This is a genomic window from Pedobacter mendelii (genome assembly GCF_014635725.1).
GTDB lineage: Bacteria > Bacteroidota > Bacteroidia > Sphingobacteriales > Sphingobacteriaceae > Pedobacter > Pedobacter mendelii.
Genome location: NZ_BMDJ01000008.1, coordinates 152,144 through 165,669, shown reverse-complemented (window position 1 = coordinate 165,669; position 13,526 = coordinate 152,144). Strand labels below are relative to the sequence as shown.

At 36.6% G+C, this 13,526-nt stretch carries 7 protein-coding genes; 5 read left to right on the top strand and 2 right to left on the bottom strand.

The window, feature by feature from the left end:
• The first annotated feature begins 93 nt into the window (after positions 1-93).
• From IEV50_RS14245 to IEV50_RS14225, 5 genes are all read left to right on the top strand, one after another.
• Complete coding sequence (locus IEV50_RS14245; RefSeq protein WP_188415515.1) at positions 94-1,281, top strand: ROK family protein; 1,188 nt, start codon at positions 94-96, stop codon at positions 1,279-1,281.
• A gap of 109 nt (positions 1,282-1,390) precedes the next feature.
• Positions 1,391-4,723 carry a SusC/RagA family TonB-linked outer membrane protein gene (locus tag IEV50_RS14240; RefSeq protein ID WP_188415513.1) on the top strand — a complete coding sequence of 1,111 codons (3,333 nt, stop codon included), beginning with the start codon at positions 1,391-1,393 and terminating at the stop codon, positions 4,721-4,723.
• A gap of 26 nt (positions 4,724-4,749) precedes the next feature.
• Positions 4,750-6,345, top strand: coding sequence for a SusD/RagB family nutrient-binding outer membrane lipoprotein (locus IEV50_RS14235; RefSeq protein WP_188415505.1), 1,596 nt, complete (start codon positions 4,750-4,752; stop codon positions 6,343-6,345).
• 78 nt (positions 6,346-6,423) lie between these two features.
• Positions 6,424-7,848, top strand: a complete 1,425-nt coding sequence (locus tag IEV50_RS14230; RefSeq protein ID WP_188415503.1) for an alpha-L-fucosidase — start codon at positions 6,424-6,426, stop codon at positions 7,846-7,848.
• A gap of 24 nt (positions 7,849-7,872) precedes the next feature.
• The gene (locus IEV50_RS14225; protein ID WP_188415501.1) at positions 7,873-10,560 is read left to right on the top strand and encodes a glycoside hydrolase family 3 protein; all 2,688 of its coding nucleotides are present in this window, start codon (positions 7,873-7,875) and stop codon (positions 10,558-10,560) included.
• Positions 10,561-10,624: 64 nt separating this feature from the next.
• On the opposite strand, the gene IEV50_RS14220 is transcribed toward IEV50_RS14225, so the two are convergent.
• Together IEV50_RS14220 and bshC are read right to left on the bottom strand one after the other, a co-directional pair.
• Positions 10,625-11,710, bottom strand: coding sequence for an Ldh family oxidoreductase (locus IEV50_RS14220; RefSeq protein ID WP_188415498.1), 1,086 nt, complete (start codon positions 11,708-11,710; stop codon positions 10,625-10,627).
• Positions 11,711-11,812: 102 nt separating this feature from the next.
• Positions 11,813-13,399 (bottom strand): bacillithiol biosynthesis cysteine-adding enzyme BshC, encoded by a 1,587-nt coding sequence (gene bshC / locus IEV50_RS14215; protein WP_188415496.1) that lies wholly within the window; start codon positions 13,397-13,399, stop codon positions 11,813-11,815.
• Between the last annotated feature and the right edge of the window lie 127 nt (positions 13,400-13,526).

The window sequence follows — 13,526 nt, the reverse complement described above, 5'->3', positions numbered from 1 at the left end:
TTTTTTTTTAGTTAGTTAATCTTTTTAATTTTTTTAAAAAGATTATAATTGTTTTATTTTTTTTTATTAAGTTTGTTTAACAAACCAAACTAAATGTCGGCTACAGTTAAAAAAAGTGAGCTATTAAAAGCTGATGTTATAAAGCATTTATATTATAAAAATGTATTATCCCTAACTGATTTAAGCAGGCTCACTCAAAAAAGTTTGCCCTTGGTTACCTCTATTGTTAATGGATTAATAAAAGAAGGACAAATTATTGAGCAGGGTTTTGCTCCATCAACAGGTGGTAGAAGAGCAGTAATGTTTCTTATCAATCCGGAATATAAAAAGTATATAGTTGCTGTTGCAATGGATCAATTTATTACACGGCTTACAATTTATGATTTATCCAATAACAAAATTCTGCCTACACAATTAGTTGATTTAAATATGTCTGCCGAAGACAGTGCAGATTTACTAATCGAATTTATTAATAACTGCATTGCAAAATCTAATATTGATAGAGAAAACCTATTAGGTGTTGGCATAGGAATGCCAGGTTTTGTTAATGCAGAAAAGGGCATGAATTATTCTTTTATGCCAATTGAAGATGGTAATAGTCTTCAGGGTTATTTAGTCGAAAAATTAAATCTTCCAATTTTTTTAGATAATGATTCAAGCTTAATTGCTTTAGCCGAGCTTCATTTTGGCGAAGCCGCAGGTTTAAAAGATGTTTTAGTTGTAAATGTAGGCTGGGGCACCGGCTTAGGAATGATTGTAAATGGCAACTTATATCGTGGCAGCAGCGGTTATGCAGGAGAATTTAGTCATATTCCCTTATCCAATTCTGATACATTATGTTCTTGTGGTAAACGAGGCTGTCTCGAAGTTGAAACATCTTTACTGATAATGGTAGAAAAAGCCGAAAAAGCTGTAAATGCTGGCGAGCCAACGATAATGGCAGAACTTTTTGAAGATAAGACCAAGCATCATGCAGATCATTTTCTTGATGCAGTTGTTAAACAGGATTCTGTAGCAATATCTATATTATTTGATGCCGCATTTCAAATTGGTAAGGGCTTGGCGACTTTAATTCACATCATGAATCCTGAAAGAATTGTTTTGAGCGGCCGTGGTGCTAAAGCAGGAAAAATGCTTTTACCGCCGATACAACAAGCTATAAACAAATTTTGTATACCAAGGGTAGCTGAGCAAACGAGTATAGTCCTTTCTAACCTTGCAGAACAGGCAGAACTTCTGGCAGCAGCAAGCCTGGTAGTGGAACATAGTAATTTCGATTAATCAATAAATAATTAACTAAAAAAATATAATTATGGCGAAATAAAAGACCTAAAACTAAAACATTCTAACTCACCAACTCACTAATAGATTAAAAACTAACTACAAAAAGATGAATAAAATGTACTTAAAGTGCTTAAGTACGCTACTGTTTACACTTATAACAATAGCAACTTTTGCACAGAAAACCATTACCGGAACGGTAAGAGAGGTATCTGGACCTCTGCCAGGTGTAAGCGTATCTGTTAAAGGCACATCAAAAGCTACACAAACAGATGGAAATGGAAAGTTTTCAATAGCTGTAAATCCTGATGAAACACTAACATTTTCGGCAATAGGCTACGCCAGGCAAGAAGTTATTGTTGGTTCTCAAACGACGATTTCTATCACTTTAAAAGAGGATTCTAAAGCATTGAATGATGTTGTCGTAACTGCTTTTGGTATTCAAAAACAACAAAAGTCACTTGGCTATTCTACTGCAACAGTTTCAGCAAAAGAACTTACAGAAGCTGGTAATACTAACTTTGCTTCAGCCTTGTATGGTAAAGCATCGGGTGTACAAGTTACCACTGCACCAGGTGGCGCAAGTAGTGCTGTTAACGTTCAGATTCGTGGAGTAAACTCTCTTAATTACAATGCACAACCACTGTATGTAGTAGATGGTGTGGTAATTCGTAGTGAAGGACAATACGGTGCTGCAGGAAGAAACAATGGTGGTTTTTTCGACGATCAACGTGTAAGGGGTAATGGTGTTTTGGATATTAATCCAGAAGATATTGAAAGCCTTTCTGTTTTAAAAGGTGCCAGTGCATCAGCGCTTTATGGTTCTGATGCGGGTGCTGGTGTGATTATTATCACCACTAAAAAAGGTGCAAAAGGTAAAGGGCCAACAGTTGATGTAAACTATTTTGGAACAGTTGAGCAACCAGCTTTTCTTCCAAACTATCAAAATGTTTATGGGCAAGGATATGATAGAGCAACGAATCTGGCAGTAGGTGCTACCGAAGAAGGTTGGATTGTTGATGCTCAATCACCATCCGGTTTCCGCCCAAATTTTAGGTCTTATGCTAATTTTGGTCCCAAAATGGAAGGTCAGCAAGTACGCTGGTGGGATGGTTCTATCCGTTCTTTTTCTCCTCAACCAGATAACTATAAAGATATTTTCAGAAATGGTTTAAGTTCATCAGCAAATATAGCATTGTCTAATCAAACTGATAATTACAGCTATAGAATATCGTACACTCGCCTCGATTATGAGGGGATTCAAAGAGAATCTGGACTTAAAAAGAACTCATTCAGTTTAAATAGCTCGCTAAAATTAAATAAAAAATTAAGCGTGGACGTTGTAGCAAATTATGTGAATACAATCACAAACAATAGAGCGTATCAAACCAACAGGCTTGCACAATCTTTTGATGGCTTCTTCGGACGAAATGAAGATACAAACTTAATAAGAGATAAATTTCAAACCTCTGAGGGGTATGCTTGGGTTCCTTTTAATCAAACTGCCAGAAATCCTGCTGAAGCATTTGTTTTTAATGTTCGACCGAATCTTTATGATTATTTCTGGTCTACATTGAAGAATACAAGTGCTGAAACGGAAAATAGATTATACAGCAGCGCTACCTTAAACTGGGATATTTTAACTAAACTAAAGTTTAGAGGTAGAGTTGGTAACGATTATACTGGTCGCAATACAGAAGATAAAAATTACAGCCAGTTTCCTGTAGCTTTTAATCCGCCTACTTCTAGTACAGGTGCTTATACAACAGGTAACGGTACATATACCACGATTTACAGCGATGCCCTTTTAACTTACAGTGATAATATCAGTAAAGATTTATCTTTTTCTGCCAGTGCGGGATTTACATCCAGAAAAGAAAATTATAAAGATCAATCATCGGGAACACAATTCGGTTTAGTTTCAGAAAATTGGTTTTCTTTAAGTAACTCTTATGGTATTCTTCAAACTTCTGCTAGCAGAAGATCTCTTTTAAAATACGGTGCTTTTGGAATCTTAAATTTGTCGTATAAAGACTATCTTTTTGTAGAGGGAACGATGCGTCAGGAATCTTCATCAAGCTTGCCTCCATTAAACAATACTTACTATTATCCATCTGTAAATGGAAGTTTTGTTTTTACTGATGCTTTTAAGGGTGCTTTACCTGAATTTTTGAGTTATGGTAAGTTACGTGCTTCTTATGGTGTGGTTGCTAATGCATCGCTTCCTTATGAATCAAACGTATCATATGGTCAAAACTCATTACAAACGAACAATGGATCTGTACCACAATTGGTATTGCCGGGTGCTTATGGTAATGAAAACCTACAGCCAGAGAAAAAATACGAACAAGAATACGGTTTAGAAACACGTTTTTTAAATGGTAGATTCGGTATCGATTTAAGTTACTATACAAACCGCATCAAAAATCAAATATTACGCCTTCAAATTTCGCCAAGTAATGGAAGTGGTAGTCAGATTGTTAATGTTGGAGAGATAGGAAGTAAAGGGTGGGAACTTTCATTAAATGCTAAACCAGTTGTATCAACTAATTTTAACTGGCAAACCACGCTAAACTTTTCTCAAAACAAAACGACGGTATATTCTTTAGCGCCTGGTATCCCAGAATTAATTTTTTACAATGCTGAGGATAATGCTATTCGCATAACAGCAAAGCCAGGAGAAGATTTAGGTAATATTTATGTTTATCCAACTAAAACTAATGCAGCCGGACAAAAAATAGTAAATGATGATGGTTTTTACGTAATCGATAAATCGCAATATGTAAAAGCTGGAAATGTTACACCAAGTATAACAGGAGGTTTATCAAACAATTTAAATTACAAAAGCTTCTCTATAAGCTTTTTAGTTGATTATCGTTTTGGAAGTGATGTAGTGTCAACGCCATTAAAATATGCCACCGGTACTGGTGTTTATGAAAACACACTTCAATATCGTGATACGGAGAACGGTGGCTTAACTTATTATGTAAATAGTGCAGGCGCTAATGTTTTATTGCCAAATGCAAATAGTTCTTCTCCTGCTGGTCATAAGGTTTATCATGATGGTGTAATTCTTTCTGGCGTTAAAGCGAATGGACAACCAAATGATGTTATATTGGATGCAGCAAGCTATTACTTCAACTCTTTCGCAGCTGGTAGTTCCGATGCCCTTAATCAGGAAGGTGCGGTTTATAAAAATAATTTTATTAAACTAAGAGAATTAACGCTTGGTTACAGATTGCCCAATAGTCTTGTAAAAAAGGTAGGTATGTCCAATATGAAAATATCGCTAATTGGCAGAAATTTACTATACTTCCACAGAACATTGAAAAATCTGGATCCAGAAACCTTGATCGGAGACAGATGGTATAGTCAGGGTGTTGATAATGGTTCATTACCAGCTACAAGAAGTTTTGGTTTTTCATTAAATGCTAGTTTCTAAGCTTTAACCGATAAAAATTTATTATAATGAAAAAGATATTTATAAATATAAGTTTATTGTTTTCACTAATGTTGTTATTCAACTCGTGCAAAAAACAATTAGATGAATTGTATTATAACCCGGAACGTTCCACAACAACAAACCTTCCCGGGTTTTTTACAGCAATGCTGAATAGTGATCGTGTAAGACCTGCTTATTGGAACCAGCGTACTTTTTTAGCGCCGCATCCAGCTGTGTATTCGCAAACTGCATCTTTTGCTAATGCGAGTGAAGCATACCGCCAAATTGACGGATATATAGGTAATTACTGGTCAGATTTTTATTATCCGGCAGGTAATGGTAGTGGTCCACTAGGTGTTTACAGAGCAATGGAAGTAACATATGCTGGTTTACCTGCTGCAGAACAAGCTAATCAAGAAGTTTATATGCAGGCCGCAAAAATCTTTCTTTACGATCAAACTTCAAAGATGGTTGATTTATTCGGAGATGTTCCTTTTACTGAAGCGGGCAGCCTCGAAACTACATCTTCTATTAAAGACCCTAAATTTGATGATGCAAAAGCACTCTATGCAACTTTAATTAAAGGACTTGATGAAGCTGCCACTTACTTTGGTAATGCTAAACTTTCTGCTGCGGTTGCGCCTGCATTTAGTAAATCTGATATATTGTTATTTGGAAGCCTTGATAAATGGAGAAGATATGCAAATTCAATTCGACTTAGGTTATTAATGCGCACTTCTTTTGTTGATGAAACAACTGCAAGAACAGCAGTATTGAACATGCTAAATAATAGTGCTAACTATCCATTGGTAGATGGAAATGGCGTTGGAAACTATTCGCCTGCATCAACCGATATACTTTTACAGCCATTAACAACAAATACCAATAGTTTAAGAAGTGCAATAACAGAGATCAATACTTATTTTGCACCAGATTACGCATTAAATAAGATAATGCTCCCGGTTAATGATCCAAGAATTCCTTTTGTTTATGATAAATTCGGACAAACGGTTGGCAGTACTTTTGTTCCAAATAAGAATTATAAAGCAATGCCTGTAACTTACACATCTAATCAGCAAGATACCGCTTTTACAAAATATTCGATATTGGATTCTGCAACTTTCATTAATAATATTAAAGTGCCAGGTGTACTCATAACAGCCTCAGAAGTTAATTTTCTAAAAGCAGAAGCTTATGAAAGATGGGGTTCAACATCCAACGCACTAACTGCATACAATGCAGGTTTAGCACAATCTGTTTCTTTTTATTATTACTTGCATACCATTGGTAGCGGCACAGCTACTGCACCAGCTGCGGCTGATGTAGCTACATTTGTAAATACCAGTGCATCAGCATACACAGGTACTTCTGATGAAAAGCTAGCGAAGATTTGGAATCAAAAGTGGCTTAATTTTGGTTTCCTCCAATCTGATCAGGCATGGTCTGAATATAGAAGAACTAAATATCCTAAACTAACCATTGTTTCACAAACATTGGTTGGATTTGAATTACCTCCAAATAGGTTAACTTATCCAAGTATTGAGTCTGCTAATAATTCAAATTATAATTCTGTTAGATCGAAAGATACGCGTACCATCAAAATTTTCTGGGACGTAAAATAATCTTTATCTTTCTGAAATAATCCACATTACGCCTTGTAAATTTCAAATTTACAAGGCGTTTTTTAATCTTTTTATTTAATGAAAATAAGAATTCTTTTTATAACATTAATTTGTTTCGTAACTCATTCTTTTGCTCAGCAGAATGATATTATGCCTCAATCAACTCATTATGAGGCACCAACCGACCCACTTGTTAAACAAAAATTAGATAACTGGCAGGATAAAAAGTTCGGTATGATTATCCATTGGGGATTATATGCTGTCCCAGGGATTATAGAATCATGGTCTATTTGTTCTGAAGATTGGATAGAAAGAGATACCACAATTTCTTATGACGATTATAAAAAATGGTATTGGGATTTTAGTAAGCAGTTTAACCCAACAAAGTTCAACCCAGAGCAATGGGCAAAAGCAGGTAAAAGTGCCGGGATGAAATATTTGGTTTTTACGACCAAACACCACGATGGTTTTGCCATGTTCGATACTAAAGAGTCTGATTTTAGTATCGCAAAAGGTCCCTTTGCCAATAACGAGAAAGCCGATGTAGCTAAATATGTTTTCGATGCTTTTAGGAAAGAAGGGTTTATGATTGGTGCATATTTTTCTAAACCCGATTGGCATTCGCAATATTATTGGTGGCAAAAATACGCTACTGCAGATCGCAATAACAATTACGACATCAGAAAATATCCATGGAGGTGGAATAAATTCAAAGATTTCACCTACAATCAAATTGGAGAATTGATGCACAACTACGGCAGCGTAGATATTTTATGGTTAGATGGTGGATGGGTTCGTCCATTAGAAACCGTTAATGCCGAGGTTTTATCTTGGGGTGCAAACATTCCAAAATGGAGCCAGGATATTGACATGCCAAAAATTGCAACAATGGCAAGAAAGGCACAGCCCGGATTAATCATTGTGGATAGAACCGTTCATGGTCCATACGAAAATTATCAAACTCCAGAGCAGAAAATCCCTGAAACACAATTGGATTATCCCTGGGAAAGCTGCATGACTTTAGGTGGTGCCTGGGGCTTTGTTCCTAATGATAATTACAAACCCGCTGCTGAAGTGATTCATAAATTAGCAGAAATTGTAGCAAAAGGCGGAAGCTTGCTTTTAGGTGTTGGGCCGAAACCAGATGGTACTTTCCCTGAAGAAGTGATTACTAAATTGAACGATATAGGTAAATGGACTTCTGTTAACGGGAAAGCGATTTACAACACTCGAATCACTAAAAATTACAACAGCAACCAAACCTGGTTTACGCAAAGTAAGGATGGAAAAAAGCTTTATGCCATTTATTGCGTAAAATCTGTTGAAAAATCGCCTAATGCAATCAGCTGGATGGGAAATTCTCCAAAAAAAGGAACTGATGTAATTTTAATTTCAACAGGAGAAAAAGTTAAATGGAAAAATGTTAACGGCAAAACCACATTACAATTAAAAGGCAGTGTTAATCAACCGGCACTGGCATTCGAATTTACGCCTCAAGGTTAATCAGCATAATTTTATCATTCCGAAATGATTTTTAGAAAAATTTTAATTGCCCTTATTTTAGTAATGGCAATAAGCTATAGTCTGCATGCACAAAGCAATAGCGGCAAAAATTCATTACAACCAGCCTATAAAAATGCAAAACTAAATATTGATGATAGGGTAAATGATTTACTATCAAGAATGACACCGGAAGAAAAATTCTGGCAATTATTTATGGTTCCCGGCGATGTGGATGGAATCAATAACGGAAATTATAAAAACGGCATTTTTGGTTTACAAATTAGTGCCCAGTCGGGCGGGGCGGGCGATGCGCAACAGATGCTGAGTTACAATACAACAGAAAATGCATTAACGCTTGCCAAGAAAGTAAATCAGTTACAAAGCTACTTTGTTAACAATACCCGACTTGGGATACCAATGATGGTTTTTGATGAAGCGCTGCATGGTTTGGTGAGGCAAGGTGCAACAGCCTTCCCGCAGTCAATAGGACTTGCGGCAACTTTCGATACCTTAATGCTCGCCCAGATTGGAAAGTCGATAGCCAAAGAAGCAAAAATCAGAGGAATTAGAGATGTATTGGCACCGGTAATTAATATGGCCGATGACGTGCGTTGGGGGAGGGTTGAAGAGACCTATGGTGAAGACCCTTATCTTACTACGGTAATGGGATTGGCTTTTATGAATGCCATCGAAAAAGAAAATATTGTGGTAACGCCGAAACACCTCATTGCTAACGTAGGAGATGGTGGAAGAGACAGTTATCCGATTGAAAAAAATGTTCGCTTTTTAGAAGAAATTCATTTTCCTGCATTTAAAGAAGCGGTAAAAAAAATCGGTATTCGTTCGGTTATGACGTCTTACAATAGTGTAGATGGAACACCTGCGACATCAAATCATTGGCTTTTAACACAGGTTTTAAAAAATGACTGGGGTTTTAAAGGTTTCGTAATATCTGATGCCGGTGCAGTTGGTGGCGCAAATGTTTTGCATTATACAGCTGCTAATTATCATGAATCCACCGTTCAGGCGATGAATGGCGGACTCGATGTGATTTTCCAGGTTAAATACGATCATTACAAACTTTTTAGACCGGCGTTTTTAGATGGCAGTATTCCTCAAGCCAGAATTGATGATGCGGTATCAAGGGTTTTAAGGGCAAAATTTGAATTGGGTTTATTTGAAAATCCATACGTTTCTGAAGCTGAAGCAAAAAAATCATTAACTGATTTTTCAAATAAAAAGTTGGCTAAGAAAGCGGCCTTAGAATCATTCGTACTTCTTAAAAATAAACAGAATACGCTTCCATTAAAGGGTGTAAAAAATATTTTAGTGTTAGGTGAAGATGCAACTGAAGCGCGTTTAGGTGGGTATAGTGGTACAGGTAAAGGAACGGTTAGTATTTTGGAAGGCATTAAAAAAAGAGCTGGTAGTGCTTCAGTGGTTAATTATACAAAAGGTAGCCATCGTACTGATGTAAACTACACTGTTATTGATTCTATATACCTGTCTTCAAAATATGGAGGCGGATTAGCGGCAGATTATTTCAGTACCATAGATTTATCTGGAACTCCTGCGATGAGTAGAGTTGATAAACGATTGGATTTTATGTGGACACTTTATCCGCCAAATGAAAAAATAAAAAATGATAATTACTCCATAAGATGGCAAGGCGAGGTTAAGGCTCCAAAATCTGGTACTTACAAAATTGGCCTGGAAGGTAATGATGGTTATCGCTTATTTATTAATGATAAACTTATTATCGACCAGTGGGAAAAAAGCTCTTACCATACACGTTTGGTTGATTTTAATTTCGAAGCCGATAAAAGTTATCCTGTTAAAGTTGAATTTAAAGAACCTAAAGGCAATGCGCACATCAAACTGATTTGGAATTTTGGCATAGAAAATCGTGCTGCAGAAGAACTGCAAAAAGCAAAAGACTTTGCTAAAACAGCAGATGTGATCGTAATGATTGCAGGCATAAAAGAAGGTGAATTTTTAGACAGAGCGATGCTTAATTTACCAGGAAACCAAGAGCTACTGATAAAGGAAATGGTTAAAACCGGTAAACCTGTAGTCGTTTTATTGGTTGGTGGGAGTGCCATAAACATGCAAAGTTGGGTAGATGATGTTGGTGCCATTTTGAATGTTTGGTATCCCGGTGAGGAGGGTGGTAATGCAGTAGCGGAAATGCTGTTTGGCGATTACAACCCGGCTGGTAGATTACCCATTACCTATCCGGTTCACGAAGCGCAATTGCCATTGGTTTACAATCATAAATCAACAGGGCGAGGCGATGATTACAATAACTTAAGTGATGAACCTTTATTTCCGTTTGGCTATGGTTTGAGTTATACTAAATTCAAGTACTCAGATTTAAAACTGCAAAAAAGTAAAATTAAAATCGGCGAAACAGCTTCCATTAGTTTTAAATTGAAAAACGAAGGAAAGTATGATGGAGATGAAGTTGTACAACTTTATATTCGTGATGTATTGGCCAGCGTTTCACAACCTGTTTTGGCCCTTAAGAATTTTAAGCGTGTTCATTTAAAAGCCGGAGAGGAAAAAGAAGTTGTGTTCGAAATAAAACCCGAAGCTTTCCAAATGCTGAACAAAGAATTGAAATGGGTTATAGAGCCGGGAGATTTCAGAATTATGGTTGGTTCATCAAGTAAAGAACTACAACTTAAAGAAATATTAACTGTTGAAAATTAAGGTCGATAGCAGATTTACGAAGTTTTTATGGTTGCCTGTAATTGGAACTTCGTAAATCTTCTGGTCATTTCAACCCTTCAATTCCTAGCTTTTCAGCCAGTTCATTTAAATCTTTAACCACAACATCGATAATCGGAATACCACTAATTTTTCTTTCCTGTTCAAACTCATGTTCTGGCTCACCCGGAATAATTACTTTTTTATCAGGGTCGATTGTTTCGGCGCTTTTAAATCTTTCAATCCAATTATCTAAATGATTTTTAAAATCATCAGCCGGACGGAAACCATCAACTCGCATAGCACCTAAAAAATGGCCTAAACCTTCTCCCACCGGATTTGCAGAAGGTTCTAAGAAAGCTACAAAAGGTGGAACCCAGGGGCCATAATTTGCACCAGAAAGCACCGCTGATAAAATATCTACTGTTGCGCTCAAGCCATAACCTTTGTGGCTTCCGTGGTCTTTATCACTTCCTAATGGTAAAAGTGAACCGCCACTTTTTAATTCATTCGGTTCGGTAGAATTTTTGCCATTTTTATCCTGAACCCACCCATCAGGAATGCTTTTGTTTGCTCTTTGTGCAATTTCTAATTTTCCATTTGCAGCTGCTGCGGTTGCCATATCTACAATTACCGGAGGATATTTTCCGGCAGGAAATGCATAGCACATTGGATTGGTTCCAAGCAATCTTTCACTTGAATAGGTTGGCGCCACCAGCGGACTTGCATTCGTCATACTGATGCCAATCATATCTTTTTCAACAGCCATTAAGGCATGATAGCCTGCAATACCAAAATGATTGGAATTTTTTACAGAAACCCAGCCGCTGCCATATTTTTCGGCTTTTTCTATTGCAATTTTCATAGCGAAAGGCGCCACAACTAAACCCAGGCCAGCATCACCATCAACCGTTGCTGTGGTTGGCGTTTCATATATAATTTTAATATCTGGCGTGGCATTAATTCTTTTCTTTTCCCAAAGGCGAACATAACCACTTAAGCGGGCAACGCCGTGCGAATCAATTCCACGTAAGTCGGAGCATATTAAAACATCAGTTGCTAATGTAGCATCTTCATTTGAACAGCCCATTTTTTTAAAGACACTATGGGTAAATGTTCTGAGCTTAGCCTCGGTAAAAGTTATAAAGTTCATTTTTAGTATCAAGTATCAAGTATCAAGTATTAAGTAGCAAGTATCAAGACAGTTTTATTGTCTTTTCCACTTTGGTCTTTTAGCTTTCTGCTTTAGTCTTTTTTACGGTAACAATAAAGTAAAATCACCACCCAAAGGTTCAAAATTTTCTATGCACGAAGAAAGAAAATCCTCACCGTAGTTTACGTACATCGGCGCAATGTTTAAAATTCTTTCCTGCAAAGTACCACTTGGGAAAAGCCTTTTTTTTACATTTTCGATTTGAATTAAAGCTGTTTCGTGTTTGCGTTTTTCAGCCCTGAATAATTTCTTTTCCAGATTAGCCAAAAGGTGATTTGTTTTCTGTTTTGCAGTGTCTGTTGAAACGGAAAGTGTTTTATCAATCTTATAGGCATTCAGCTTTATCTGATCGAAAATGCTGTTAATCGCTCTGGTTTCATCTGCCAAAATCAATTGAGCCGTAGAATTACGCCTAACCCAGATGTTTTTTAACTCTTCAACAGGCAGAAAAACATCTTCCAGTGCGAAACCTAAATTGTACAGGTTTTCAGCACTTCGTTTATCAATCAATAAGGCCGAATTACGAAGTAACAAAACAGGGAAATCGACTTTATAATAGTCGAAATTCGCTTTTAACTGCATCCAGTAAGCAACCTCGGCACCGCCACCAATGTAAGCAATGTTTGGTAAAATAACCTCCTGATACATTGGGCGCATCACTACATTCGGGCTAAACCGTTCCGGATGCGCATTAATTTCTGCTTTAAGCTCTTCTTCTGTAAAACTTATTTCGGTATGGTTAACCAGGTATTTTCCGTTTTCAAAAATCAGGCGTTCCCGTAAATTATCTTTCAGGTAAAAGAAGTTTATATCCCTTCCATTAACCTGCGTTTTGTAACCCAACGACTCTAAATTTTTTGAACTTTCCTCAATGTTTTTTGAACTGTTGTGTTGTGTAACATCAGCAGAAATAATATTTTTAAAAAGCTTTTTTAAAGATGCATCATCAGCATTAACGATAACTAATCCATACTTTTCGAAAAGATTATTCACTAAAAACCGGGTTGCATCGGCTAAATTGTCATGTTGTAGATAAGCTTCCTGAACCAATCTTGAAATGCGTTTACCGTTTTTAGATATGCCTAAATAACCTTGGTACGCCAAAACTGCTGCTGCAACGGTTTTAGTACTTAATCTACCTGTTGCACCATTTGTATTCTGAATCCAGCTGATGTTTTTCTCATCAACACTCACATGGTTAATTTCATCAAAATCATGGTCTTCAGTAGCCATCCAATAAATAGGAATGAAGTTTTTATCAGGATGAGCCATTTTTAATTCGATGGCCAAATTTATGGCGGTTACAATTTTATAAATAAAGTAGAGCGGGCCAGTAAAAAGATTTAGTTGATGGCCGGTTGTAACCGTAAAAGTGTTGCTTGAGCCTAAAAGTTCTATGTTTTTGGTAACCGATTTATTGGGCGTTAAATGTTGGTATTGGCTTTTTAAAACCTCCACCAAAGTATTACGATCACCTAAAAAATTACGGTTTTCGATTGCTTTAGCCAAACCATCCATATCAGGGCGATAACTGTAGAAAGCTTTAAGCTCTTCTTTGTTATTAATATAATCTAAAACCAGTTTTGAAAAGGAACTAGTTTCTTGATAGGAGATATATTTTGCCTGCATAATTAGCGAAAGTAGTGCAATTTAGGGATAATCATAAAGGCGAATGACTATTTTACAATTGTTAAATAATTTTTTGCCAAGAAAGCATAGAAATAACGGAATTTGCATGTGCTCGTTATTTAGATTT

Coding starts and splice junctions, on each gene's coding strand:
- IEV50_RS14245 (WP_188415515.1), top strand. CDS start 94: ATGTCGGCTACAGTTAAAAAAAGTGAGCTATTAAAAGCTGATGTTATA.
- IEV50_RS14240 (WP_188415513.1), top strand. CDS start 1,391: ATGAATAAAATGTACTTAAAGTGCTTAAGTACGCTACTGTTTACACTT.
- IEV50_RS14235 (WP_188415505.1), top strand. CDS start 4,750: ATGAAAAAGATATTTATAAATATAAGTTTATTGTTTTCACTAATGTTG.
- IEV50_RS14230 (WP_188415503.1), top strand. CDS start 6,424: ATGAAAATAAGAATTCTTTTTATAACATTAATTTGTTTCGTAACTCAT.
- IEV50_RS14225 (WP_188415501.1), top strand. CDS start 7,873: ATGATTTTTAGAAAAATTTTAATTGCCCTTATTTTAGTAATGGCAATA.
- IEV50_RS14220 (WP_188415498.1), bottom strand. CDS start 11,710: ATGAACTTTATAACTTTTACCGAGGCTAAGCTCAGAACATTTACCCAT.
- bshC (WP_188415496.1), bottom strand. CDS start 13,399: ATGCAGGCAAAATATATCTCCTATCAAGAAACTAGTTCCTTTTCAAAA.